Source organism: Haloterrigena alkaliphila, assembly GCF_017352155.2.
Classification (GTDB): Archaea; Halobacteriota; Halobacteria; order Halobacteriales; family Natrialbaceae; genus Haloterrigena; species Haloterrigena alkaliphila.
This window is the reverse complement of record NZ_CP071462.1, coordinates 3,300,107-3,324,501: the sequence shown is the minus strand read 5'-3', so window position 1 is coordinate 3,324,501 and position 24,395 is coordinate 3,300,107. Positions and strand designations below refer to the sequence as shown.

At 65.9% G+C, this 24,395-nt stretch carries 22 protein-coding genes, 1 tRNA gene and 2 rRNA genes; 14 read left to right on the top strand and 11 right to left on the bottom strand.

What is annotated here, in order from left to right; genetic code table 11:
- Positions 1–58 precede the first annotated feature (58 nt).
- The 6 genes from cofD (at position 59) to J0X25_RS35065 (ending at position 4,406) form a co-directional block, all read left to right on the top strand.
- On the top strand, positions 59–1,051 hold the full coding sequence (gene cofD, locus J0X25_RS35090) for a 2-phospho-L-lactate transferase (protein ID WP_207288512.1): 993 nt from the start codon (positions 59–61) through the stop codon (positions 1,049–1,051).
- 10 nt (positions 1,052–1,061) lie between these two features.
- On the top strand, positions 1,062–1,814 hold the full coding sequence (locus J0X25_RS35085) for a tRNA-dihydrouridine synthase (protein ID WP_207288511.1): 753 nt from the start codon (positions 1,062–1,064) through the stop codon (positions 1,812–1,814).
- Positions 1,815–2,033: 219 nt separating this feature from the next.
- The gene (locus tag J0X25_RS35080; protein ID WP_207288510.1) at positions 2,034–2,255 is read left to right on the top strand and encodes a hypothetical protein; all 222 of its coding nucleotides are present in this window, start codon (positions 2,034–2,036) and stop codon (positions 2,253–2,255) included.
- Positions 2,256–2,529: 274 nt separating this feature from the next.
- The gene (locus J0X25_RS35075; protein WP_207288509.1) at positions 2,530–3,387 is read left to right on the top strand and encodes a triphosphoribosyl-dephospho-CoA synthase; all 858 of its coding nucleotides are present in this window, start codon (positions 2,530–2,532) and stop codon (positions 3,385–3,387) included.
- Positions 3,384–4,097, top strand: a complete 714-nt coding sequence (locus J0X25_RS35070; RefSeq protein ID WP_207288508.1) for a DUF447 domain-containing protein — start codon at positions 3,384–3,386, stop codon at positions 4,095–4,097. The genes J0X25_RS35075 and J0X25_RS35070 overlap by 4 nt, the downstream gene beginning before the upstream one ends.
- 114 nt (positions 4,098–4,211) lie before the next feature.
- Positions 4,212–4,406: a 30S ribosomal protein S17e gene (locus J0X25_RS35065; RefSeq protein WP_207288507.1), complete on the top strand. Its 195-nt coding sequence runs from the start codon at positions 4,212–4,214 to the stop codon at positions 4,404–4,406.
- A 163-nt stretch (positions 4,407–4,569) separates the two neighbouring features.
- Here J0X25_RS35065 and J0X25_RS35060 read toward each other — a convergent pair whose 3' ends face one another.
- Positions 4,570–4,827, bottom strand: a complete 258-nt coding sequence (locus tag J0X25_RS35060; protein WP_207288506.1) for a hypothetical protein — start codon at positions 4,825–4,827, stop codon at positions 4,570–4,572.
- Positions 4,828–5,032: 205 nt separating this feature from the next.
- On the opposite strand from J0X25_RS35060, the gene asd reads away from it, so the two are divergent.
- From asd to J0X25_RS35045, 3 genes are all read left to right on the top strand, one after another.
- Positions 5,033–6,067 carry an aspartate-semialdehyde dehydrogenase gene (asd, locus tag J0X25_RS35055; protein ID WP_207288505.1) on the top strand — a complete coding sequence of 345 codons (1,035 nt, stop codon included), beginning with the start codon at positions 5,033–5,035 and terminating at the stop codon, positions 6,065–6,067.
- Positions 6,068–6,171: 104 nt separating this feature from the next.
- Positions 6,172–6,597: a DUF7344 domain-containing protein gene (locus J0X25_RS35050; protein ID WP_207288504.1), complete on the top strand. Its 426-nt coding sequence runs from the start codon at positions 6,172–6,174 to the stop codon at positions 6,595–6,597.
- Positions 6,598–6,618: 21 nt separating this feature from the next.
- On the top strand, positions 6,619–7,407 hold the full coding sequence (locus J0X25_RS35045) for a TrmB family transcriptional regulator (protein WP_207288503.1): 789 nt from the start codon (positions 6,619–6,621) through the stop codon (positions 7,405–7,407).
- A gap of 61 nt (positions 7,408–7,468) precedes the next feature.
- On the opposite strand, the gene J0X25_RS35040 is transcribed toward J0X25_RS35045, so the two are convergent.
- The gene (locus J0X25_RS35040) at positions 7,469–7,900 is read right to left on the bottom strand and encodes a universal stress protein (protein ID WP_207288502.1); all 432 of its coding nucleotides are present in this window, start codon (positions 7,898–7,900) and stop codon (positions 7,469–7,471) included.
- Between the two features lie 270 nt (positions 7,901–8,170).
- Positions 8,171–9,142, bottom strand: a complete 972-nt coding sequence (locus J0X25_RS35035) for a D-2-hydroxyacid dehydrogenase (protein ID WP_207288501.1) — start codon at positions 9,140–9,142, stop codon at positions 8,171–8,173.
- A gap of 743 nt (positions 9,143–9,885) precedes the next feature.
- On the opposite strand from J0X25_RS35035, the gene J0X25_RS35030 reads away from it, so the two are divergent.
- From J0X25_RS35030 to J0X25_RS35020, 3 genes are all read left to right on the top strand, one after another.
- Positions 9,886–11,277 carry an NAD(P)/FAD-dependent oxidoreductase gene (locus J0X25_RS35030; protein WP_207288500.1) on the top strand — a complete coding sequence of 464 codons (1,392 nt, stop codon included), beginning with the start codon at positions 9,886–9,888 and terminating at the stop codon, positions 11,275–11,277.
- 97 nt (positions 11,278–11,374) lie between these two features.
- Positions 11,375–12,916, top strand: coding sequence for a sensor histidine kinase (locus J0X25_RS35025; RefSeq protein WP_345778469.1), 1,542 nt, complete (start codon positions 11,375–11,377; stop codon positions 12,914–12,916).
- A gap of 98 nt (positions 12,917–13,014) precedes the next feature.
- Positions 13,015–13,962 (top strand): cytochrome c oxidase subunit 3, encoded by a 948-nt coding sequence (locus J0X25_RS35020; protein ID WP_207288499.1) that lies wholly within the window; start codon positions 13,015–13,017, stop codon positions 13,960–13,962.
- Positions 13,963–14,034: 72 nt separating this feature from the next.
- Here the strand turns inward: J0X25_RS35020 and J0X25_RS35015 are convergent, their stop codons facing one another.
- Positions 14,035–14,229, bottom strand: coding sequence for a hypothetical protein (locus J0X25_RS35015; protein WP_207288498.1), 195 nt, complete (start codon positions 14,227–14,229; stop codon positions 14,035–14,037).
- 82 nt (positions 14,230–14,311) lie between these two features.
- Positions 14,312–14,743, bottom strand: a complete 432-nt coding sequence (locus J0X25_RS35010; RefSeq protein WP_207288497.1) for a hypothetical protein — start codon at positions 14,741–14,743, stop codon at positions 14,312–14,314.
- Between the two features lie 117 nt (positions 14,744–14,860).
- Between J0X25_RS35010 and J0X25_RS35005 the strand changes: the two genes are divergently transcribed.
- Positions 14,861–15,760 (top strand): manganese catalase, encoded by a 900-nt coding sequence (locus tag J0X25_RS35005; RefSeq protein WP_207288496.1) that lies wholly within the window; start codon positions 14,861–14,863, stop codon positions 15,758–15,760.
- Between the two features lie 90 nt (positions 15,761–15,850).
- Here J0X25_RS35005 and J0X25_RS35000 read toward each other — a convergent pair whose 3' ends face one another.
- The gene (locus J0X25_RS35000; protein ID WP_207288495.1) at positions 15,851–16,423 is read right to left on the bottom strand and encodes a DUF7979 domain-containing protein; all 573 of its coding nucleotides are present in this window, start codon (positions 16,421–16,423) and stop codon (positions 15,851–15,853) included.
- Positions 16,420–18,699 carry a DUF6789 family protein gene (locus J0X25_RS34995; protein ID WP_207288494.1) on the bottom strand — a complete coding sequence of 760 codons (2,280 nt, stop codon included), beginning with the start codon at positions 18,697–18,699 and terminating at the stop codon, positions 16,420–16,422. Before J0X25_RS34995 ends, J0X25_RS35000 begins: the two co-directional genes overlap by 4 nt.
- Before the next feature lie 218 nt (positions 18,700–18,917).
- On the opposite strand from J0X25_RS34995, the gene coxB reads away from it, so the two are divergent.
- The gene (gene coxB / locus J0X25_RS34990; RefSeq protein ID WP_207288493.1) at positions 18,918–19,688 is read left to right on the top strand and encodes a cytochrome c oxidase subunit II; all 771 of its coding nucleotides are present in this window, start codon (positions 18,918–18,920) and stop codon (positions 19,686–19,688) included.
- Between the two features lie 466 nt (positions 19,689–20,154).
- Here the strand turns inward: coxB and J0X25_RS34985 are convergent, their stop codons facing one another.
- The 4 genes from J0X25_RS34985 to J0X25_RS34970 form a co-directional block, all read right to left on the bottom strand.
- Complete coding sequence (locus tag J0X25_RS34985; RefSeq protein ID WP_207288492.1) at positions 20,155–20,565, bottom strand: DUF7344 domain-containing protein; 411 nt, start codon at positions 20,563–20,565, stop codon at positions 20,155–20,157.
- 196 nt (positions 20,566–20,761) lie between these two features.
- Positions 20,762–20,883 (bottom strand): 5S ribosomal RNA (gene rrf, locus J0X25_RS34980).
- Between the two features lie 141 nt (positions 20,884–21,024).
- A 23S ribosomal RNA gene (locus J0X25_RS34975) occupies positions 21,025–23,944 on the bottom strand.
- Positions 23,945–24,167: 223 nt separating this feature from the next.
- Positions 24,168–24,239 (bottom strand) — tRNA-Ala (locus tag J0X25_RS34970).
- Between the last annotated feature and the right edge of the window lie 156 nt (positions 24,240–24,395).

Here is a 24,395-nt window from a genome sequence, read left to right as displayed (position 1 = left end):
CTCGAGGGCGAGCGAGCGGCCGAAAGCGATTAAGTACCCTCGCTCGAGAGTGTAGCGTATGGTAACCTTCCTCTCCGGAGGCACCGGAACGCCGAAGCTGTTAGACGGTGCCGCCGCCGCGTTCTCGCCGGAGGAGACCACCGTCGTCGCCAACACGGGCGACGACATCGAGCTCGGCGGGCTGTTCGTCTCGCCGGACGTCGATACGCTGCTGTTTCAGGGTGGCGGGGTACTCGATCGCGAGACGTGGTGGGGAATCGACGGCGACACGCACCGGACCAACGCGGCGCTGTCGGACATCGCCTCGGCCGCGGGACTGCCCGACGGCCCGCAGTATCTGTCCGACGACAAACAGACGGCGGGCCGGGAGATCGCGAACTGGCGGCGCTTCTCGGGGACCGGCGAGTTCATGACGATCGGCGACCGCGACCGCGCGGTCCACATCACCCGGACGAGTCTGCTCGATCAGGGCCACACGCTGAGCGAGGCGACCGAGCGACTCGCCGCCGCCTTCGGGCTGACGATAGACCTGCTGCCGATGAGCGACGATCCCGTCGCGAGCCTCGTCCACACCGACGAGGGGATGATGCACTTTCAGGAGTACTGGGTCGACCGTCGGGGCGAGCCGGCCGTCGAGACCGTCGAGTTCCGCGGCTCGTCGGACGCCGAACCCGCGCCGGGCGTCCTCGAGGCGCTCGAGGACACCGTCGTCATCGGCCCCTCGAACCCCGTCACGAGCATCGGCCCGATGCTGACGCTGCCCGGCGTCGCCGACGCGCTCGGGCAGGCGACGGTCGTCGCCGTCTCGCCGTTCCTCGGCGACGAGGCGTTCTCGGGACCCGCCGGCGACCTCATGGAAGCGGTCAACGCCGAGCCGAGCACCGAGGGGCTGGCGACGGCCTACCCCTTCGCCGACGCGTTCGTGATCGACGACGGCGACGACGCGACGTTCGACCGGCCGACGATCCAGACCGACATCCGGATCGACTCGCCGGGGGACGCCGCGCGGGTCGCACGCGCGGTCGCCGAAGCCATCGAGATCGTCGACTAATCACGAACCGATGTTCACACCCCCTCTCGCCCTCGCGAGTCTCAGCGGCGACGCCGACGCCGAGTGGGCCCGCGCCGGATCCGAGTACGCCGGCGCGGCGGTCCTCGGCGGCATCGCCGTCGACGAGGAGTCCCGCGCGGCGGCGCGGGAACTCGTCGCCCGCGAGCGCAACGAGTTCCTCCCCGACGACCCGCTGGCGTTCATCGACCGCCAGCTCGCCGGCCTCGAGGACGCGCCCGTCCAGCCGGGGTTCAACGTCCGGAGTGCGACCCCGGACCCCGTCGCCGACGCGGCGCGGATCTGCCGGGACCGGGACGCCTTCCTCGAGATCAACGCCCACTGCCGGCAGGACGAGCTCTGCGCGGTCGGCTGCGGCGAGACGCTCCTGCGCGACCGCGAGCGCCTCTCTACCTACGTCCGCCGAGCGGCCGACACCGGCGCCACCGTCGGCGTGAAGGTCCGCGCCGAGGTCTCCGGCGTCGACCTCCCCGCGCTGGCGGTCGCCCTCGAGGACGCGGGCGCCGACTACGTCCACGTCGACGCGATGGACTCCGAGTCGGTGATCGCGGACGTCGTCGACGCCACCGATCTCTTCGTCGTCGCCAACAACGGCGTCCGCGACGACGCGACCGTCCGGGAGTACGTCGAGTACGGCGCCGACGCGGTCAGCGTCGGCCGTCCCAGCGACGACCCCGCCGTGCTCGAGCGAGTTCGGGAGGCCGTGGATCGACACCTCGGGCTCGAGGCGCGGTCGTCGCGGTAACGCGCTCGAGCGGTTGGGTACTTAGACGGCCGGATTATCAGATGATCGGCTACTCAGCCACTCAGACGGCCGGGTCCTCTGATTCTCAGGCGATTAGGCTGTCCGGAAGTCGGGGAGCGCATCGATACCGGACCGTCAGATTCGTCGACCTATAATAAAGCGCCACGATATGCATGTCGAGACACTTCAGACGCGAAGACGACCCGAACGTAGAACCAGATGGGGCGACCGAACGAGTACGCAGGGAATATGCGCTGGGGCTGGCAGTGTCCCCGGTGCGACGCGGACGTATCGGTCACCAGAGACCCGGATTCGGAGACGTTCACCTGGGCGTGTCCGAGCGAGGACTGTCCGGCGGTCGGGTTCGGCTTCACCTCGCGACGCCGGGCGCGGATCGCGCTCCGGGAGTATCGCGAGGCCTATCAGGACGTCTATCGCTGATAGTGCCCAGTCGGCGTGCGGTGGCGCGCGCTGACGGGGCGCCTGAGTACTACGAAGGCGCACCGGTAACGTCGTGCGAGGGATGAGCGAGTGAAACGAGCGAATCGGCTGGGGAGAGTGTGGCGATTCCCTGTTGCCACGATAGCAGCACACTTTCCCCGTCCCAACCCGCTTCGAACCACCAGTACGCGAACCTCCAGTACGCACCTCGAGCCATCGAGTGTCGAACGATCAGAAGCACACGCCTAAACCCTCCCCGCCCGTAGCCCGATCCATGCGAACGCCGGCGCGGAACGCGGAACTGGCGCTGCTGCTCGAGGTCGCGGGCACCCCCAAGCCGGGGAACGTGGATCGCCACCGCGACCTCGAGGACCTGCGATTCGAACACTTTCTGGCGGGCGCCGTCGGGGCCCGCGAGGGGCTCGAACTGGCCGGAGACGGAGCGGCGGTCGGCGCGGCTTTCGAACGCGCCGTCGCGGGAATGGCCGAACAGGGCGGGGGCAACACCCAGTTCGGCTCGCTGCTGTTGCTCGTGCCGCTGGTCCGGGCCGCTCGCGAGGAGTTGGCCCAGCCGACCGTCGAGGCCGTCTGCGAGGACACCACCGTCGCCGACGCGGCCGACTTCTACCGGGCGTTCGACCGCGTCGACGTCTTCGTCGGCGACCCGCCCGCGGACATGGAACCGCTGGACGTCCGCCGCGGGAGCGACGCCGTCCCGGCCCTCGAGGACCGGGGGCTGACGCTGCTGGACGTGATGGAGCGCAGCGTCCCCGGCGACGACGTCGCCCGCGAGTGGGTGACCGGCTTCGAGCGCTCCTTTGCCGCCGCCGAACGGCTCGCCGACGCCGATCCGGACGCGCCGGTGACGAAGCGAACCGCCGCGGTCTTTCTGTCGCTGCTGGCCGACCGTCCCGACACGCTCGTCGCGACCCGTAGCGGCGAGGCCGTCGCCCGCGAGGTGAGCGACCGCGCGGCCGAACTGCTCGAGCGCGACGCCCTCGAGACCGACCCCGACGCGGTCGAGACCTTCGCGGACGACCTCGTCGCCCGCGGCGTCAATCCGGGGACGACCGCCGACGTCACGGCCGCGGGGCTGTTCATCGCCCTCGAGCGGGAGGCGATCGCGGTATGACCGCCGAGGAGTCGCGGCCCGACGACCGAGGCGCGCGCGACTCGAGCCCCAATGGGTCCGCTACCGCCGACTGGCCCGTTCCGCTGTCGGGAGTCACCGAAACCGTCGTGGCGACCCGCGGACCGAACGGCCTGTGGAACTTCGCGGCACTCGGGGTGTTCGCCCCCGACGGCGAGACGTGCGACGAGGACCACGCCGGTGACGACGGACCCGCCGCTAACGACGCCAGTGACGGCGGACGCGCTGCCAACGAGTACGTCACCGCGCGCACGTGGGGCCGGACCCGCACCCGAGGCAACTTTCACCGGCGGGGCGAGGGCTACGTGCAGTTCGTCGACGATCCAGTCGTCTTCGCCGACGCCGCGCTCTCGATCGTCGAGCGCGAGGAGCCGCTCCTCGAGTCCGCCAGCGCGTGGGTTCGCGTCGCCGTCGACCCCCTCGAGTCGGGGACCGACGCGGGAACCGAATGGGAGGAGTGGGCGCTCCGCCTCCTCGAGTCCGCCGTGGAGTCGACGAGGGTGCCGACCGTCGACCGCGGGTTCGGCGCCGTCGTCGAGGCGACCGTCGCCGCGTCGCGACTCGGCGTGGCGGGCTACGACGACGACGAACTCCGGGAACGCCTCGCGTACTGCGCGTCGGTCGTCGACCGCGCCGGCGGGCCGCGCGAGCGCGAGGCGCTCGAGCGCGTTCGCGAGCACGCGGAGTGGTAAGCGAGCGACGCGATCGGGCCGCCGACCGCCGGCGGCGACAGTGTCTCACGTTGCGTCCCGCGTCGCACGGTCGAAGAGAAAGGCATTAAGAGCCTCTGGACGGAACCTCCCCACATGGCAATCAAACCGGCCTACGTCAAGAAGACCGGGACCCTCCTCCTGGAGCGGTATCCGGACGCGTTTACGACCGACTTCGAACAGAACAAAGACAGCGTCAGCAAGCTCACCAACGTCGAGTCCAAGGGCGTTCGCAACCGGATCGCGGGCTACGTCACCCGGAAGAAGAGTTCCCAGGCGGCGACCGCATAAGCCGGCGCTTTTGTCTCGCGTTCACGCGCTCTCGAGCCGACGGTATCGGCGCCGCGACGCTCGCGTCGCTAGCGGGGCAGCGGTGAGCGGTCACCGTCGACGGTACCGCCGCTTTCGAGGGAGCGGCTGGACCGAAGAACCGATCGGCACCGAACGCGAGTCGTCAGTGGTCGAAGCCGGATTCCATGAAGAACGCGGCGACGAGTGCGACGAGGCCGAAGAAGCTCAGGAGCATGAGCCCGACTGCGCCCGAGACGACGCTCAGTTCCGTGCCGGTGACGGGGATGAAGCCGCCAGAATACCCCGTCCAGCCCACGAAAATCGCGGCGAGAAAGAGTATCGCCGAGACGACTGCGGCACCGGTCTGGAACAGCGAGTCGAACGGGCCGACGCCGCTCGAACTCGCGGTCGAGTTCGTCACCGGGACCACCCCGCGTCCGATCGAACCTGTAGTACGTGCATCGGTCGATAGATTTCACTCCGTTTTCTTAATGGCTTCTATGCGCGGCCGACGGGGGTCGTCGCGACTCCGGCCGAGAGTCGGCTGACCGACGCGAAGCGGCCGTCGGTCGAATCGCAAGACCAAACCCAAACGGTTTTGCGGACTCGTCCCGGAGTGCCGGAAAATGGCAGTACGAGCAGGCGTCCTCGGTGCGACCGGTGCCGTCGGACAGCGACTGATCCAGCTTCTCGATCCACACCCCGACTTCGAGATCGCAGCACTGACCGCCAGCGAATCCAGCGCGGGCAAGTCGTATCGCCAGGCCGCGAAGTGGCGCGTCGACAGCCCGATTCCGAACGACGTCGCCGACATGACCGTCCGCGAGACCGACCCCGACGACGTCCCGAACGACGTCGACCTCATCTTCTCGTCGCTCCCCTCGAGCGTCGGCGCGGAGGTCGAGCCCGGGTTCTGCGAGGCCGGCTACGTCGTCTCCTCGAACTCCTCGAACGGTCGGATGGACGACGATATTCCGCTCGTGATCCCGGAGGTCAACCCCGAACACATCGACCTGCTGGAGGTCCAGCGCGACGAGCGCGGCTGGGACGGCGCGATGGTCAAGAACCCCAACTGCTCGACGATCACCTTCGTCCCCACCCTCGCGGCGCTGACCGACTACGGCCTCGAGAAGGTCCACGTCTCGACGCTGCAGGCCGTCTCCGGCGCGGGCTACGACGGCGTCACCTCGATGGAGATCATCGACAACGCCATCCCCTACATCGGCAGCGAGGAGGACAAGCTCGAGACCGAGTCCCGGAAACTGCTCGGCGAGTTCGACGGCGCCGAACTGACCCACAACGGCATGGAGGTCGCCGCCTCCTGTAACCGCATCCCGACCATCGACGGCCACCTCGAGAACGTCTGGGTCGAGACCGAGGAGGACCTCACCGCCGACGCGGCCGCCGAGGCCATGCGCGAGTACCCGTCGCTCGACCTGCGCTCCTCGCCGGAGCCGCTCATCCACGTCTTCGAGGAACCCGACCGGCCCCAGCCCCGGATGGACCGCACGCTCGGCGGCGGAATGGCCGTCGCCGCGGGTGGCCTCCAGGAGTCGCCGTTCGGCCTCCAGTACAACTGTCTCGCACACAACACCATCCGCGGCGCCGCCGGCGCGAGCGTGCTCAACGGCGAACTGCTGCTCGATCAGGGCTACATCTAACTCCCCACTTTTCGGGACGGTCGGCGGTTCGCGACGGTCCCGTCCGCGCGGATACCTGACTGATTTGGCGGCGTGCACAAATAGGAACGCTCCCAAAGCCGGGTATGCTTCCCGTGATTTCCGATCCCGAGTCCCTGACGCCGGTCGGGGCCGCGGGATCGGCCGACGAGACGGGGTCGACGGTCGACCTCCTCGCCGATCCCCGCCGTCGGAGTATCCTCCGCTATCTCGAAGACTGCGAGGAGGCGGTCTCGCTCTCCGATCTCGCCGATCACATGACTCTCGAGGAACAGGACCACCGACGCGGCGCGATCGCCGAGTGCGGCGACGCGCTGCTGGGCACCCGCCGCCGGGTGCGGATCGCCCTGCGCCACGTCCACGTCCCGAAATTGGCGGCCGACGGCGCCGTCGACTTTAATCCCGACGAGAACACCGTCTCCCTCCGCGGGGCCGGCGCCGACCTGCTCGCGCGGGCGTGTGCCCTCGAGACGGCGGTCGATGCCGGCACGCGCAGGCCTCAGCCCCAGTAGGGTGCCGGAGAACGTCCGACCATGCCTACCGAAGAGCAGGCAGTCGGTCTCCTGACGGAACTCGGGCTGACCGAGTACGAGGCGCGCTGTTTCGTCGCGCTCTCGCGGGTCGCGACGGCGACCGCTTCGGAGATCGCCACGCTCTCGGACGTGCCGCGTTCGCGCGTCTACGACGCGGTCGACCGGCTCCACCGTCGGGGCCTAGTCGACGTCCAGCAATCCGAGCCCCGAGAGTACCGGGCGATTTCGAAGAACGCAGCCCTCGAGGCGCTCCGGGAGCAGTACGAGTCGACGATCGCGTCGGCCGACGAGGCGCTCTCGGGGCTGCGCCAGTCGAACGACCTCGAGGAGAAGGGCGCGTGGGCGATCGCCGACCACGAGCACGTCTCCAATCGAATCAACGAGTTTCTCGATGACGTCGAGGAGGAGATCTACGTCCTGCTGGCCGAGGGCGACGTGCTGGAGACCCAACTCCTCGAGGCGCTGGCGGCGGCGAGCGATCGCGGCGTCGACGTGATCGTCGAATCCGGAACCGAGGACACCGAAGAGCGGGTCGCGTCGGCGGTTCCCGACGCGACGGTCGCCGTCACGGACCTCGCGGCCGATTCGTCGACCCTCGAGACCAAGCGCTTCAGCCGAATCGTCATGGTCGATCGGCGATCGGTGCTGCTCGGCGCCGTCACCGAGCAGCCCCGCCCGGGGCAGGTCGAGGAGACGGCCATCTGGGCGAAGGGCCCGGATCACGGGCTGGTCGTCGGTCTTCGGCACATCCTCGGCGCGCGCATCGACGCGGAGGACGTCTTCGGGTGAGCGCACGGCGACACGCATAGAGCGGGCGCGTCGTGAGTCCGCGAGTCCTCGCGGAGGACCGTCAGTCGTCGCCGTGTGGCAGCGCGACGACCGGAACGGCCGCTTCTTTGACCAGTCGCCGCGCCACGCTGCCGGTCAGCAGTTCGGCGAATCGACTCCCCTCCCGGGCCGTGAAGACGACGGCGTCGACGTCGCGGTCTCGAGCCTCGGCGAAGATCTCGTCCACGACGTCGGTCCCGTACCGGATCTCCGTCTCGACCGCCGCGTCGGTGGCCTCGAGCGGCCCGCGCGCGCGCTCGAAAATCTCCTCGGCGTACTCCTCGCGCTGTTCGACCGAGGCTTTGTCCGGCGCGCCGCCGGCTTTCTCGACCACGTTGACGAGGACCGCCGTACTTCGGTCCGTGAGCAGCGGCGCCAGCGCCGCCGCGGTCCGCTCGCCGTCGTCCGGGTCGGCCACGGGGACCAGCACCGTGCCGTCGAACGTGAGCGTCATCGAGTCCCCTCCGCTCGAGGCGTCGGTCCGCGAGCCGTCGGCGCTCGAGTCGTCGCTCGGTCGGGCGCGGTCGCGGACCCGCGACCGACGCGTACTGTCCGTTTCATAGCGGCTCTTCGAGCTACCGGGTGAAAAAACCGCAGCAGACGGCGCCTCCTCGCCAGGGACCGGACGATGGAGGGCCGGACGATGAGGGGCCGGTCGTTGCGGGGGCGGTCGATGCAGAGCCGGACGGTTCGGGGCAGAACCGGATTTCGGGTAGAACCGGGTTCAGGGCAGGACCTGATTCTCGAGTTCCGCGTCGGGGTCGTCGGCGAACCGGCGGGCGTTCTCGGCGACGATGTCGGCCAGTCGCTCGTAGTACTCGGGCGTGTGCCCCGCGTTGTGGGGCGTGATCTGGACGTTCTCGAAGGTCCACAGCGGGTGGTCCTCGGGCAGCGGTTCGGGATCGGTGACGTCCAGCGAGGCGCCGCGGATCCAGTTCGAGCGCAGCGCCGCGACCAGCGCGTCGGTGTCGACGACCGGGCCGCGGGCGATATTGACCAGCACGGCGTCGGGATTCATCGTCACGAACGCCTCGTGATCGAGCAGCCCGCGCGTGGTCTCCGTGAGCGGACACGCCAGCACGAGGTAGTCGGTCCGCGCGAGCGCGTCGTCGAACGCCTCCCCCTCGAAGCCGATCACCTCGTCGGTCGGGCCGCCCTTCTCCGGCGTGTAGCGGACGCCGATCGTCTCCACGCCGAAGGGGTCGAGGCGCTCGCAGACCGACTGGCCGATCGCGCCCAGTCCGACGACCGTCACCGTCGACCCCTGCAACTCGTGGGCCTGGTAGTGGCGCCACTCCCGGCGGCGCTGCTGGCGCTCGGCGACGTGGAACCGCCGGGTGAAGTGCAGTATCGCCCCCAGCACGTGCTCGCCGATGTTCGGGCCGTGGACGCCCGAGGCGTTCGTGACCGCGACGCCCCGCTCCTCGAACGTCTCGAGAGGGAGGTGACCGGTCCCCGCGTAGGCGCAGGCGAACACCTCGAGGGCGTCGGCGGCCGCGACCATGTCCTCGTCGACGGTCATTCCAGTGACGAACGGGGCGTTCGCGATTTTCTCGCGCTCCGCGGCGGGCGTGCGCGCGAGTTCGACCGTCAGCTCCGGGATTCGCTCGCGGATCGCGGCGGCGTACTCCTCGACTGGCATGCCGTGGGTGCCCGTCCGGAGGACGAGCACGTCCGGCGCGTCGGCGTCGCTCATGTTCGGTGAGTCGTCCAGGGGTTTCAAAAGCGTTCGTCTCCCGGCACTGCTATCGATCGGTGTGGACAGGGAGAACGAATATCGAAAAACGAGTCGGCGTTCTGCTATCGGTGGAGTAGTATAGAACAGTTCGAACACCCTCCCTACAAGAACATACCCCGCTCGGCTGCGGAACCGGCGTGCGGTGGCGCGCGCTGTCGAGCGGTCCGAGTGACGACGAGGACCGCTCGAGGATATTGCGCGAGGGATGAGTGAGCGAGAGCGCGGCGCTACGCGCCGCGGACGCGAACGGCGTTAGCCGTGAGCGCGAGCGAACGAATCGGCTAGGGAGGGCGTGGTGACTCACTGTTGCCACGGTAGCAGGACGCTTCGTTTCATCCGCCGCTCCAATCGCAGCGCCGTTCCATTCGTATGTTGTAGTGAACGTATCGTTCAGTCCGAATGGGTCGAATGAAACGATATGGGCAATCGTACTATGGCACCTCATCGTGGCAACGGGGAATCGCCACGTCCTCCCCAACCGATTCGCTCACTGGGTTCGCTCGTCCCTCGCGCAATTCCGTCGGAGCCCCTCGCTGTCGCTCACGGTTCACTTCGTTCACCGTTCGCACCTCGCTTCGCTCGGTCTTCCGACAGCGCGCGCCACCGGAAAACGAGTCGAGGGCTCGAGCGAGAGACGAACCCCCCGACGAACGGAAATTCACTCGCAGTTTTTATAACGGCTCGTTGAGTCCAAACGGCGTATGGAACGCGTAGACGTCGCGATCGTCGGTGGCGGGCCCGCGGGGGCGTCCGCAGCCGAGCGGGCCGCGGCCCACGGCGCCGAGACCGTCCTCTTCGAACAGGGCGTCCCGCGGGAGGACCGCGAGGGACTCGGGCCGGACTCGACCGACGCCGCCGGCATGCTCGACTACTGGATCGACATCATGGAGTTCGACTACCGGGAAATCCCCGACGACGTCATTCTGCGGGAACTCGAGGGAACCGAGTTCGTCGGCCCCTCGACGTCGGTCGAACTGCGGACGACGGGGATGGAGGCGACCTACCCGAAGTTCGGCTACACCTTCCACCGCGCGCGGATGGACGACTGGCTCTACGAGCGCGCCACCGACGCCGGCGCCGACCTCCGGGTCGGCACGGGCGTCAAGGACCTCGAGACCGACCTCCGCGCCTCGAGCCCGAAGGGGCCGACCCACACGCTGACCCTCTCGAACGGCGACCGGATCGAAGCCCAGTACGTCGTGCTGGCCGACGGCCCGCAGCGCCGCATCACGCTGGATGCGCTCGACCAGTTCACGGCGCCGGGGCGCAGCGTCTCCGACTACCTCTCGCCCCCCGAAGCGAATCACATCGCCTACCAGGAGTATCGGGAGTTCCCCGAGGAACTGTTCGAGGAGTTCGAGGACACCCTCACGTTCTGGTGGGGGTACATGCCCGGCGAGACTGCCTACCCGTGGATCTTCCCCAACGACGGCACCGTCGCCCGCGTCGGCCTGACGATGCCCATCGGGATGGAACTCGGGGACGTCAGAAATCCCGGGGCCTACAGACTCCTGCGACCCGACGACGAGCGGCTGCCCTCCGGGTCGGAGTACATCCGCCGCCTGCTCGAGCAGGAGTACGGCGACGAGTACGACATCGAGAAGGACATCCCGCGCGTCGAGGACCGCGGAAAGTCCAAGGGGACCGAGACCTACCCGATCTCCTCGACGCGGCCGATCGAGTCGCCCGTCGGCGCCAACATCGCCGTCGCGGGCGGCGCGATGGGCACGACCTCCGCGTTCCACGAGGGCGGCTACCACGTCGCCGTCCGAACGGGGAAGATCGCCGGCCGACTCGCCGCGACCGACTCCCTCGAGGGCTACAACGACCTCTGGAAGGACGCGATCGGCGACGAGATCCTGCGCAACGTCGCCTTCGCGGACATCGTCGCCGACTACGAACCCCACGACTGGGACCGGACGTTCTCGGTGGTCAACGAGATGCAACGCGGGGCCGGCGGCGGCAACCTGATCAGCCGCGGCTACACGGCCGGACTGGGCGCCTCGAAGGTCCTCCTCCAGTACAAGCGCCGCAAGTACGCCTACCGCGACGGGGGCTACGTCCAGTTGCGCGAGGACGAGTACTTCTACTGACGACGGGCGGCCGCCGCGGAGTCACCCGACGCGGTCGGGTTCCCATCCGGTTGGAGGAAAACCAGCACTTAGGAAGGGGCCGGTCTTACGATCACCCGTGCCATCGATCGACAGCGAACGCGCTCGTCGATACCTCGCCGGCGGGTGCGTCTCCGGACTCGGTCTCCTGATCCTGCTCGTCCCGCTCTACGACATCTGGGACGACCTCCGCAACCTCTCGTGGAGCCTGCTGTGGACGCTGCTCGAGAACAGCGCGCTGCTCGTCCTCGCGTTCGGGCTCGTCCTCGCGGGAGCGTGGATCGTTCGGCTGGAGTGGGAGACCGAGTACGTCGTGACCGTCGCGAAGTGGAACCTCCTCGTCGGCGGGCTGATCGCGCTGTTGTTCCTGTGGATCGTCGCGATCCAGCTCCGCGTGATGGCGGAGCCGAAACCGTACGCGCTCGCGCTCAACGGCGTCCTCTTCGGGATCGTCGCCGCCTTCGGCATCGGCGTCTACAACGCCAACCAGCGGCGGTACACCGACGAACTCCGAGAGCGAGAACGAGAACTCCAGCGGATGTACGACCGGATATCGGCATCCGAACGCCGATACCGGACGCTCGCCGAGCGGTTCCCCGACGGAATCGTCGCGTTGTTCGACGACCAACCGCGGTTCTCCCTCGCGGCGGGCGAGGCGTTCGACCGACTCCCGATCGATCCGGCGGACCTCAACGAGCAGACCCCTCGAGAGGCGTTCGGCGACGACGTCGCCGAGACCGTGGAACCGGCCATCCGGGACGCTCTGGACGGCGACCGAGAGCGGGTCGAGATCGAGTACGCCGACCGGCACTGGCTCGTCCGAACGATCCCCGTCACCGACGACGACGGCGCGGTGGTCGCGGGGATGTTGATGGTCCAAGATGTCACCGACCTCATCACGTATCAGCGACGACTCGAGGACTCGAACGAACGGCTCGAACAGTTCGCGTACGCCGTCTCCCACGACCTCCAGGAACCCCTGCGGATGGTCTCGAGCTACCTCGAGTTGCTCGAGGACCGATACGGCGACGAACTCGGCGCGGACGGCCGGGAGTTCGTCGACTACGCGACCGACGGCGCCGAGCGGATGAGAGAGATGATCGACGGCCTCCTCGCGTACTCCCGCGTCGAGACGCAGGGCGACTCGCTGGGGCCGGTCGATCTGGACGCCGTGCTCGCGGACGTCCGGACGGACCTTCAGGTGAAACTCGAGGAGTACGACGCCGACCTCACCGTCGAGAACCTGCCGCGCGTCGAGGGCGACGCCAGCCAGCTCCGGCAGGTGTTCCAGAACCTGCTGGAGAACGCCCTCGAGTACAGCGGCGACGGGCCGCCGCGCATTCACGTCTCCGCGAAGACCGACGGCGCGGAGTGGATCGTGTCGGTACGGGACGACGGGATCGGTCTCGACCCGGATCAGGCCGACCGTATCTTCCAGATTTTCGAACGACTGCACACGAACGAAGAACACGCGGGGACGGGGATCGGACTCGCGCTCTGTCGTCGCATCGTCGAACGACACGGCGGCGAGATCTGGGTCGACTCGGAACCCGGCGAGGGGACGACGTTCTCCTTTACGCTCCCCGCGCTGTCGGACGACCGCGAGTCGGTCGGTCAGTAGTCGCGGATCCACACCGATCGGTAGTCGAGGCCCTGTACGAATCCCTTACCGGTGCGTAATCGGTGACCCTTTTTCCGCCTTCGCGTTGGAGGGCCGATATGGCTCGGCGCAGCGACGCGAGCGATTCGAGCGACGACGCCGATTCGTCGCTCGAGCCGACACCCCTCCGGAGCGACGGCGGCGGACACGGCGTCTCGAGCGACGGAGCGACGGCCGAACGCGCGGATCCGGACGGGCCGGTCGGCCCCGACAGTCCCCACGAACCCGACGTCGACCACGACGAGCACGAACACCGCAGTCGCTGGCCCCTGATCGGCGCCGCCGGGGCGACTGGACTCTACGGCGGCGTCGCGATCGCGATCCTGGGCAACGAGACGGGGCTCGTCCCACCGCTCGTCGGCGGCGGACTCGCCGTCGTCGGGGCGATCGTCCTGCTGGCCGGGATCGCCGGCTGGGTCGACGAGGCGTTTCTCGCCGGGCGAACGTCCACGTCCCGCGACTCGTACGTCTCGACGACGCTGCTCTTTCTCACGACCGACGTCTCGACGTTCGGCGCGCTGTTTATCTACTACTTCTTCGTCAGGGTCGGGACGTGGCCGCCCGAGGAACTGCCGCCCCTGCTTGGCTCGCTCGTGGTCGTCAACACCCTACTCCTGCTCGCCAGCAGCGTCACGTTCCACTACGCCCACGAGGCCCTCGAGGACGGCAATCGACGGCGCTTCCTCGGCCTGCTCGGGACGACGCTCGCGCTCGGGGTCGTCTTCCTCGGCGGACAGGTCTACGAGTACTACGAGTTCGTCGTCCACGAGGGGTTCACCCTCGGTAGCGGCGTCTTCGGGAGCGCCTTCTTCGCGTTGACCGGCCTCCACGGGTTCCACGTCGCGCTCGGCGTCGGCGGCATCGCCGTGCTGGTCTGGCGGGCGCTCCGAGGCCACTACGGCCCCGACCGCGACACCTCCGTCGCGACCGTCTCGCTGTACTGGCACTTCGTGGACGTCGTCTGGGTGTTCCTCGTGCTCGTCCTCTACGTCGGCGCGGCCGTCTGATCGAACCGCGAGACGACGCCGCGGAACCGGCCGGTAACGGTGTTCCCGCGCCAGCGGCACTCTCGCGGACCGCTACGGGCCGTCGCCGCCGGCTTCGCGCTCTTCCTCGAGGAGGCGAAGCGTCTGCTCGTCGCAGTCACAGAACGCCGTCTGTCCGAGCGGTTTCCGCGTGCCGTCGGGCCAGACGTAGACGATGCCGATCCTGCCACAGCGCGCACACCTCGCCGCGGCGCGTCGCCGCTCGCCGTTTTCGACCACCGTATTCACCTCGGGCGGCGTACCACAGCCAGTCGGGAAAAACCCCAGTGAGGCTGACGACCCGCTGTCGTCGATGGACAGCCCATCAGCCTCACTGCTCGACGCCGACGGTGACGTACCGGCGACTCGCATCCGACGGCGCGTCCTGAACGCCACCGAGGGAGAGTGAATCGCCAGACTGGAGGGGGCGGGAGTCCGACTCGCCGCCGCCCCCGTCGGCGGTCGTGAACAGCAGGGCCTGGAGGGACGGCGCGGCGTCGTACGCGACGACGTAGCCGAACGCGTCCTCGAGACCGCTGGGTTGCCGGTCGACGGCGTCACGGACCGTGACTCGACTGTTCGGTATATACTGGTACGCGCGCATCACGCCCCGTTCGACCGTCCGGTCCGCCGGTCCGGCCGGATCGCGAGGCGTCTCCGCCGCTGCTCCTGTACTCGAGGTCCCAACGAGTGTGCTCGTCGACACGAGGCTGTACTTGAGGAACGTTCGTCGCGCCGTCGATCCTGACGTATCCTTTCGCATGTGTACTCTGCCGTCCATCCGACTATCGGCGTTGAAATAATGATTGGCCATGTCGATACAACGGGAGCACTGGCAAGTGACAGCATTATCTCCGTAGCGCTGGCCAGAATCGGGTGGATGTTCTTCCAAGAACCGGAACTCCAGTACGAGGTCACCGTCGAAGAACCGGATCCGCACTTCGCGAAACTTCTCCAGCAGGCGATCGGTGGGCAGGAAGGCGAGATGCGCGTCGCGATGCAGTACATGTTCCAGGCGTGGGCCCTCCCCGAAGGCTACGAGCAGTATCGGAACCTGTTGATGGAGACCGCCGCCGAGGAACTCGGCCACATCGAGATGCTCGCCACCGCGGTCACCAAGAACCTCCGCGGGTCGGCCAAGCAGATGGGCGACGAGGCGCAGGAGACAGCGGCGACGGCCGCGGCGATGACCGGCCAGAACCCCCGCCAGTTCCTGTCTGCGGGCGAGTCTGCGATGCCCGTCGACAGCAACGGCGTCCCCTTCACCGGCAACTACATCGTCGCGTCGGGGAACCTCGCCGGCGACCTCTACGCGAACGTGATGTCCGAGGCGACCGGTCGCACCCTCGCGACGCGGCTCTACGAGTACACCGACGACCCCGGCATGAAGGACATGCTGGCCTACCTCATCGCTCGGGACACCATGCACCAGAACCAGTGGCTCGAGGCCCTCGAGTCGCTGGACGACCCGGTTCCCGTTCCCGCGAGCTTCCCGCAGGAACAGGAGAACCAGGAGTACAACTACGCCTTCATGTCGACCAGACGCGAACAGCAGCCCGATCCGGGCTACCCCTGGACGCAAGGCGAGTCGCCGGACGGCAAGGGGCAGTTCTCCTACCTCCCCGAGCAGCCGGGTGACGGAGAGGTCATCGCACCCCAGCCGAGTCCGATGACCAACGATACGCCGAACCGACCCGACGACGAGGCGGCGAGCGACTCGAACGCGACCGGTACGTCGAGCGACGGAAGCTCGAACACCACCGACGACTCGAACAAGTAAGCCGAGCGCGAGCGGCCGACCGAGACGCGGTTCCGCCGAGAGGCCCCGGTCGCGACGCACCCCCGTCTTCGACCCGATCGCTCGTCCGCCCTATCGCCGCATTCGTTCCTCGAAGCCCGCCAGCTTCCGGTAGATCGGGGGCGTCAACACGCCGCCGATCCCCACGAGGATCGCTACCGCACCGATCGGGAACAGCAACGGCCGCACCTCGAGACAGGAGTTCTGCGACGTGATCTGGACGTAGTAGCGCTCCCCTTCGTACTCGACGACCGTTCCCTCGAGGAACGCCGCCCGGTTCTCGAGTTCGCCGGCGACTTTCCCCTCTTGGAGTGGGCTGTCGATCGCTTCCTCGAGGGCCCGCCGTTCGGCCGCCGAGAGCTGGTCGGCGGGCGTTTCTTCGATCGTCGCCAGCGATTCGTCGTACTCGTCGGCGGGCGTCGCCGTGATCGTCGGCTCGCCGCACAGTCCGACGCCGTCCTGAACGACCACGTAGCCGCCGACGATCGAGAGTGGCAGGCCGACGGCGATCAGGACGACGCCGAGAAAGGGAGCGGCGTAGGTCAACAGCAGGGACTCCGAGGACGCGGTCGGCTCGACCGGACCGGTGTCGTCCGTGGCGGGCGGCTCGTCCGCGTCGGCCGGCGAAGCGTCGTCGTCGCTCATCGCGGCCCCTCCGGTGACGTCGGTCGGCGACCGCCGAGGTACGTGATGATCCCGGCGAGCCCCAGCCCGTAGATCCAGTGAGCGAGCAGGACGAAGATGAGGTACGTCACCAGCTCGAGCCCGGTCTGGCCGGTGTAGAACGCGATGGCGAAGCCCGACGCGATGACCGTCGCGTACCACAGCCCCGTGACGAAGGTGAGTTCGCCCGGCAGGTACTCACCCAGCGACAGGAACAGCAGGGGCCAGACCGTCATCCCGCCGAAGAGGAAGAGTCCGTACCCGAGCAGGAGGTTCTCGGGCAGGCCCACGAGCGTTGCGAGACTCGCGAAGGACGCGAGGTCGAACACGCCCAGCAGGACGGCGACGGCGAGCACGCCGGACATGAGGACGGCGCCGACGAGCCCGCCGGCTGCACCCACACCAGCGTCGTTCGCGGCCCGCCGAGCGACCGGCACGATTCGGCCGTACAGCGACGGCGGGCGCTCCTCCTGAGCCGGGACGTACGACGGGCGGACCTCGTCGGGTTCGCTCGGCGGGATTCCGTGCTCGCGCTCGAGTCGGTCCTCGAACCACTGCCACTCGGGCGTGAACTGTTCGGTCGCCTTGAGTTCCCACGGATCCGCCGTCTCGATCGGCGCCCCCTGAAAGTACGACCAAATCATGTTGTAGAGCCACATGAGGACGCTGATCCCGATGAGAAAGGCACCGACGGTCGCGACGACGTGCAGCGCCGAGAACTCCGGCGGATACGTCGCGTACCGGCGGGGGTGCTCGAGAAAGCCGAGCGCCATCAGCGTCATGAACGTGAGTGCGGCGCCGACGACGAGCAGCGACGACTGGAAGATCGCGAGTCGTCGGTCGTACATCCGGCCGGTGAGCATGGGGTACCAGTAGTAGCTGGCGGCGAACATCATGAGCGGGATGATCCCCATGAGGATGAGGTGGAAGTGGCCGACGACGTAGTAGGTGCCGTGGTAGATGATGTCGACCGGGATGACGGCGAGGAAGATGCCGGTGACGCCGCCGACGATGAACAGGCCGATCGAGCCGACGCAGAGGACCGTGGGTGCGGCCAGTCGGACGTCGCCGTTCCACATCGTGGTGATCCAGTTGAACACCTTGATCGCGCTGGGAACGGCGATGGCGATCGAGGTAGCCATGAAACTCGCCCGGATACGGGGGTCCACGCCGGTCACGAACATGTGGTGGGCCCAGACGCCAAAGGAGAGGACGCCGATCGCGATCGTCGAGTAGACGATGAACTTGAACCCGAACAGCTTGCGACCGACGAACTTCGGCAGGATGAGGCTCATCAGCCCGGTTGCCGGCAAGAAGATGATGTACACCTCCGGGTGGCCCCAGAACCACAGCAAGTGCTGCCAGAGGATGGGACCACCCCCCTCGACGGCGAAGAACGTCGTCCCGAAGTTGCGGTCGAACAGCAACATGAGCAGGGCCGTGCCGAGCAGCGGGAACGCGAAGACGATGATCGCGCTCGTGATGAGCATGTTCCACGAAAAGATATCGAGGTTCGCCCAGCCGATCGATTCGTCGCGCTCGTAGATCACCGTCGTGATGAAGTTGATCGCCCCGATCGTGGTAGCGATGCCACTCAAGTGGAGCCCGAGGAGGAGGAAATTCGTCTGGGGATTCGGAGCCAGCGACAGGGGCGGATACATCGTCCACCCGATCGCCGGCTCCTGAAACGCTAACAGCACCGACAGCCAATCGTTCGGGACGACGATCGCGAGTATCCCTCCCGTCACTTCGGCCACGATCCCCAGGCGAGCGAGTAACAGCGACGGGGGCAACAGCCAGAACCCGATCGCGTTCAATCGCGGAAACGCCATGTCGTCCGCCCCGATCAACAGCGGCAGGAAGTAGTTTCCAATTCCGAAGAAGACGGGCGTCACGAAGAAGATCAGCATCGTCAGCCCGTGCATCGTGAACAACTCGTTGTACGTCTGCTCCGTCCAGAGGTTCGCCTCCGGCGTCAGCAGGTGCGTTCGAATCATCATCGCGTCGATCCCGCCCCAGATCGCCGCGACGGTGCCGAACGCGATGTAGAGCATCCCGATCTCGCGGTGGTTCGTCGTCGTCGTCCAGCGCACCGCGGCCGCCTTCAGGTCGGCGAGACCGACTCCTCGCTGGCGGCCCGTCGCGTACCCCCCGTCCGGCGACGGATCGCCCCGCTTCCGGCGCGCCAGACGAATCGTTAGCAGACAGCCGACCAGGACGATTCCGAACAACGAAACCTCCGCGAGCGCACGGTTCATCGACGCCCGTCACCTCCACTCCCTCGACCGCACTGCTCGTCGCCGTGCATAGCGGGAGGCACATCACCGATCCAAATAAAAATGGAGTGGCGAACCCGTGACTGTCATCGGTTTTGACCCGCCTTCCCAGTACAGCGTTCGTCTACACTCATACGGAGCCGTGACTGTCCGGTTTTCGATGGCCACCGTATATCACGCCGGTCGTTGAACGACCGCCAATGAGCCGTCGACGGACGCTCGGCGCAGGCTGCGTCGCACTACTCGCGTATCTCGTCGCAATACCCGGTACGGTCGCCGCCCAGTCGCCCAACCGCGAACTGATCGACGGCCTCGAGTACCAGTTGCTCTACGTCGCCTTGCCCCTGACCCTGTTCGTCCTGATGATTCTGGTCTACGCGGCCGTCAAGTTCCACGACAACGACGACCCCCAGCCCACCACGGAGGATCCGGCCCTCGAGATCACCTGGACCGCCGCGACGGCGATCATCCTCCTGTTCGTCGGCCTCTCGGGCTACACCGTTCTCGTCAACCCGTACGTCTCGCCGTCGCAGGCCCTCGAGTCCGACAATCGGAGTCAGGAAGGGTTCGACTCCTTCGAGGACCTTCCCGACACCGGGGACGAAGAGGTCCACGTCCGCGGCTACCAGTGGGAGTGGCAGGCGACCTATCCCGAAGCGAACGTCACGACGGAGAACCAGATCGTGATCCCGGCGAACGAAGACGTGACGTTTTGGCTCACCACGGACGACGTCATTCACTCGCTTTTCGCGCCGGATCTCGGTATCAAACAGGACGCGTTCCCCGGCGATTACACGCGCGCTCGGACCACCGTCGACGAACCGGGCCGCTACGACGTCGTCTGTGCTGAGTTCTGTGGCGCCGGCCACTCGCGGATGGAGGGGGAAATCGTCGTCGTCGACCGCGAAACGTACGATCAGTGGCTCGAGGAGAACGAAGGGACCGTCGCCGAGGCACCCGATCCAGGGTGAGACATCGCCGAAGAGTTAAACGAGCCCCACACCTAGGGAGCCTGCGTGCCTCTAGTCCCCGGCCGAGCAGACCCACTCGGGTGCGATGACAGCACGGCGAACCCGGGCACGCGATACACCGGTGGGTTTCCCCACCCGATCGGGGAGCACGTCAGCTCCTCCGCCCGGCACGAGGGTTAGCCAGCCGACGCGGCGTGCCGCCTCGGAATGACGCTGGACGTTAGTGTTCCGGGCGATACGCGTTCACGCGAACGACGGTGCGATTTTCACGTACTGAGAAAGGCGGTAACCGTGTAGTAGTGTTTGGTATTATTTACCATGCTGGCGTACCGCCAGTGTCACCCGTTCCGATTCCCACCCCCGAAGTCCCCGTCGTTTCGCCGGTACGGCGGGGGCGAAATTCCCCGCGCAATGCGCTCGAAGAGAGACGTTACCGCTCGTCAAGCAAACCGACACCGAGCGCGGATTACTGGTGCTCGGTCTTCGAAGACGGTAACGGCTCACTATAGAGGAACGACTCTCGCGACGAGCCGGTAATGGGGATGTCGTCTTCGGTCGCTCTGGCCTGGGCCGCCGTCTCACGAATCTCGTCGAACTCGTCGTCGACGATCACGTCGCCCGTTCGGCCGTCGTACTCCACGATTCCGTTGTCGGCGAGTTCCGGAATGTGGCTGTGAAGCAGCGAGGTCGTCACTCGCTGCGTCTGTTCTTCGGTGACGTCGTCGATTCGGGTGTTCGATTCCCAGGCGGCGATCTGAATGGCGAGTCGCTCGATGTTCGCGTGGTCGTTGTCCAGAAAGTAGTACAGGACGTATCGACGGCGCGACTCGGAGAGGAGTCCGTAAGCGGCGTCCAGAGAGAGGTCTGCCGATTCCATACTGCAGTGTCTCTCACACACTCGAATAAGCCCCGCTCCAAAAGAATTTGGGAGCATTTGGACAGGTGTGATCCGATCGCCGACGAGTTCCGAAAATATGAATATCCGAGCGAGCGCCGCTGCTCGTCGGGCGAAAAACCGGGACGGCTCCGAGTGACGGAGGCGTCCCTCTTGAGTTGTGAAATGGAGTATGAATGGGTGGCGGCGAATCGGGTCTCCCAGAGGCTCGCGCACTCCAGTACTCACCGAAACGCAGGCGGGCTTATCTTCCGTGTTCGGGATGGGTACGGGAGGAACCCCGCCGCTGTGGCCGCCGAACGCCGATCAACGGAATCGAACCGTCGCCATACCAATATCGGTCTCGGCTAGTGTCTCGTGTCTCTGACCGTTGTGTACGTGTAGTCCAGTTTGCGTCCGGACCCGTTCACCGCGTCACGGATCCAATGCGATTGTAGTATGAATGTGTGGCTTGGCCGGTTAGTGCTCGCGGGCTCAACACCTCGTTGCCTTGGTGCGTACACCCCGAGTCTATCGAACTCGTCTTCTACGAGTGGCCTCGGTGGTTCCTCTTTTCCAGGTGGGTTTCGAGCTTAGATGCGTTCAGCTCTTACCCCGTGGTGCGTCGCTGCCCGGCACGTGCTCTTTCGAACAGCCGGTACACGAGTGGCGCCCATTCGTAGTTCCTCTCGTACTATACGAACGTTCCTGTCAGGAACCTCACACCCCCAATAGATAGCAGCCGACCTGTCTCACGACGGTCTAAACCCAGCTCACGACCTCCTTTAATAGGCGAACAACCTCACCCTTGCCTGCTTCTGCACAGGCAGGATGGAGGGAACCGACATCGAGGTAGCAAGCCACCCGGTCGATATGTGCTCTTGCGGGTGACGACTCTGTTATCCCTAAGGTAGCTTTTCTGTCAGCAATCGCCCGCATCAAGCAGGCTGATTGGTTCGCTAGACCACGCTTTCGCGTCAGCGTCGATCGTTGTGTTCGACACTGTCAGGCTTCCGTATGCTCTTGCGCTCTTTCTCGGGTCTCCGACCCGAGTGAGGAAACCTTGGGGCGCGCTCGATATCTTTTCAAGCGCGTACCGCCCCAGTCAAACTGCCCGGCTACCAGTGTCCTCCGCCAGGAGTGAGAGTCGCAGTCACCATCGGGTAGTATTTCAATGCTGGCTCGGTGGCCCGCTAGCGCGGGTACCTGTGTAGCGCCTCCTACCTATGCTGCACAATGGCGACCACGTCTCAGTGACAGCCTGCAGTAAAGCTCTATAGGGTCTTCGCTTCCCCTTGGGGGTCTCCAGACTCCGCACTGGAACGTACAGTTCACCGGGCCCAACGTTGGGACAGTGGCGCTCTCATTGATCCATTCATGCAAGCCGCTACTGAAGCGGCAAGGTACTACGCTACCTTAAGAGGGTCATAGTTACCCCCGCCGTTAACGGGTCCTTCGTCCCATTGTACTGGGTGTTCAGATACCCGCACTGGGCAGGATTCAGTGACCGTACGAGTCCTTACGGATTTGCGGTCACCTATGTTGTTACTAGACAGTTGGAGCGCCCGAGTCACTGCGACCTGCCTCTTTCCGAGGCAGGCATCCCTTATTGCGAACGTACGGGACTAACTTGCCGAATTCCCTAACGTCGGTTGCTCCCGACAGACCTTGGCTTTCGCCGCCACGAGTACCTGTGTCGGATCTCGGTACGGACAGTGTGCTCGCCTTTTCACGGGCTCTAGGTTGACCTCTCTTGCGCTATCCAGCCTTTCGGTCGCTTCGTGCCATTACGGCTTCCACGACGTTCGACTGTTCGACCGGGCGAATGCCCGGCAGAGGCGACCCCAAAGCGTCGGCTTTGAGTGCACACTGGCATAGGACTATTAACCTATTTCCCTGTTGTCAGCTTCGACTTACGGGCTGACTTAGGACCGGCTAACCCTCAGCTGATTAGCATTGCTGAGGAACCCTTACTCGTTCGGCCGTCGGGGTTCTCACCCGACTAACGCTGCTACTATGACCAGGATTTTCGTTACTGAACGGTCCACACGACCTCTCGGCCGTGCTTCCATCCGAACAGAACGCCAACCTACGGGATCACTCGATCAAGAGTGCCGCTAGGTCTCGGTGGTGGACTTGAGCCCCGATCATTTTGGGCGCCTCAAACCTCGGCCGGTAAGCTGTTACGCTTTTCTTAGAGGGTAGCTGCTTCTAAGCTCACCTCCCGGCTGTCTAGGGCTTGAGACCACCTTCGATCGCACTTAGTCCACACTTGGGGACCTTAACCCAGCTCTGGGTTGTCTCCCTCACGGTACACAGGCTTACCCCGCGCACCGGACTCCCTGCGTCGAACGGCGTTTGTAGGTTTGGAGTTGGACAGGGGGGCGCACTCCTCTCGGAGTGCGGTCCCCCAATCCGTCGCTCTACCCCACAAACTACCTCGGCAGAGGTCATGCTTCGACATGTTTCGGTTGGAACCAGCTGTTTCCGGATTCGATGGGCCTTTCACCCCTAGACATAGGTCACGCGAGGGTATTGTAGGACACCAACGCTAGCGGGCCTCCACGTGGCTTTCGCCACGCTTCACCCTGCCCATGCCTAGATCATCCGGTTTCGGGTCGTGCCCGTTTGACTCCCCGCACTTGAATACGGCGGCCCTCGTGCAAAGCACTGCGGCCATGTCGGTTTCCCTACGCCTTCCCCGATGATCGGGTTAGACTCGTCAAACAGGCACACTCCCTGGTTCGTTTTTCAAAACGTACGACAGAACACCGGCTTCCCAAACTTCCTACTTGAGGCTCGCGCCTGGTTCGTTTCGTCCGGGACCTTTCGTGCCCTGTCGCTCCATCGCCAACTGATTTCACGCCCTATTGCACCTCCCTTCGTGGGGTGCTTTTCAGCGTTCGCTCACGCTACTTGTTCGCTATCGGTCTTGAGGAGTGTTTAGTCTTCGCGGTCGATGCCCGCGATATTCACGAGGGATATCCAACCCCCGATACTCTGGAGCTGACTCGTTCCTTACTCGTCGACGGTACGGGACTGTCACCCTGTTTCGTGCTCTGTTCCAAGAGACTTCGCGTCGCCGTTCGGAAAGTGATCGTCAGTCCGAACACCACATTGCCCGTGAGGGCTTCGGTTTGGACTCTGTCGCCTTCATTCGCCATTACTAACGACATCGCGTTTGCTTTCTTTTCCTGTCGATACTAAGATGTTTCAATTCTCGACGTTCCCCATTGCGCGAAGCAATTGCGGTGGGGATTCCCATTCGGAGATCCTGAGTTCTTCGCCTCCGTGCGGCTCCCTCAGGCTTATCGCAGCTTGGCACGTCCTTCTTCAGCTCTCAAGCCGAGCGATCCACCAGCTGGCACAGTAGCCACGTTCATCGGATCGGCGATTGCGAGATGCAATCACGTATGTGACCCGGGAACGGGTCCAGTGGACGCCTGGACTACACGTACACACGGTCTCATCTGCACGCCGTAGACGCGGCGTGCATTAACCCTTCCCAGCCACGTTTACACGGGCTGGTGCATCGGTTTGCGTTCGGATTAGATCGGAAGTGCCTGTCCCACTTAAGGGACACGATCCCGATCCGCTCCGAGTCATGGACCCACAGGGATTCGAACCCTGGGCATCCTCCTTGCAAAGGAGGCACTCTACCACTGAGCTATGGGCCCACCCCTACCGAGCCGTCACGGCTCGGTAGGGAGCGAAATGTTAGCCTTGGTAGTTCAAAGGTGCCCGATCGGCCGAACGGATGGTCGATCGAACGTGGACTGCGTGGCGCGACGCGCCACGACTTGTGGGCTGGGGCGGCGCCCCAGTCCCGGTCT

Coding starts and splice junctions, on each gene's coding strand:
- cofD (WP_207288512.1), top strand. CDS start 59: ATGGTAACCTTCCTCTCCGGAGGCACCGGAACGCCGAAGCTGTTAGAC.
- J0X25_RS35085 (WP_207288511.1), top strand. CDS start 1,062: ATGTTCACACCCCCTCTCGCCCTCGCGAGTCTCAGCGGCGACGCCGAC.
- J0X25_RS35080 (WP_207288510.1), top strand. CDS start 2,034: ATGGGGCGACCGAACGAGTACGCAGGGAATATGCGCTGGGGCTGGCAG.
- J0X25_RS35075 (WP_207288509.1), top strand. CDS start 2,530: ATGCGAACGCCGGCGCGGAACGCGGAACTGGCGCTGCTGCTCGAGGTC.
- J0X25_RS35070 (WP_207288508.1), top strand. CDS start 3,384: ATGACCGCCGAGGAGTCGCGGCCCGACGACCGAGGCGCGCGCGACTCG.
- J0X25_RS35065 (WP_207288507.1), top strand. CDS start 4,212: ATGGCAATCAAACCGGCCTACGTCAAGAAGACCGGGACCCTCCTCCTG.
- asd (WP_207288505.1), top strand. CDS start 5,033: ATGGCAGTACGAGCAGGCGTCCTCGGTGCGACCGGTGCCGTCGGACAG.
- J0X25_RS35050 (WP_207288504.1), top strand. CDS start 6,172: ATGCTTCCCGTGATTTCCGATCCCGAGTCCCTGACGCCGGTCGGGGCC.
- J0X25_RS35045 (WP_207288503.1), top strand. CDS start 6,619: ATGCCTACCGAAGAGCAGGCAGTCGGTCTCCTGACGGAACTCGGGCTG.
- J0X25_RS35040 (WP_207288502.1), bottom strand. CDS start 7,900: ATGACGCTCACGTTCGACGGCACGGTGCTGGTCCCCGTGGCCGACCCG.
- J0X25_RS35035 (WP_207288501.1), bottom strand. CDS start 9,142: ATGAGCGACGCCGACGCGCCGGACGTGCTCGTCCTCCGGACGGGCACC.
- J0X25_RS35030 (WP_207288500.1), top strand. CDS start 9,886: ATGGAACGCGTAGACGTCGCGATCGTCGGTGGCGGGCCCGCGGGGGCG.
- J0X25_RS35020 (WP_207288499.1), top strand. CDS start 13,015: ATGGCTCGGCGCAGCGACGCGAGCGATTCGAGCGACGACGCCGATTCG.
- J0X25_RS35010 (WP_207288497.1), bottom strand. CDS start 14,743: ATGCGAAAGGATACGTCAGGATCGACGGCGCGACGAACGTTCCTCAAG.
- J0X25_RS35005 (WP_207288496.1), top strand. CDS start 14,861: ATGTTCTTCCAAGAACCGGAACTCCAGTACGAGGTCACCGTCGAAGAA.
- J0X25_RS35000 (WP_207288495.1), bottom strand. CDS start 16,423: ATGAGCGACGACGACGCTTCGCCGGCCGACGCGGACGAGCCGCCCGCC.
- J0X25_RS34995 (WP_207288494.1), bottom strand. CDS start 18,699: ATGAACCGTGCGCTCGCGGAGGTTTCGTTGTTCGGAATCGTCCTGGTC.
- coxB (WP_207288493.1), top strand. CDS start 18,918: ATGAGCCGTCGACGGACGCTCGGCGCAGGCTGCGTCGCACTACTCGCG.
- J0X25_RS34985 (WP_207288492.1), bottom strand. CDS start 20,565: ATGGAATCGGCAGACCTCTCTCTGGACGCCGCTTACGGACTCCTCTCC.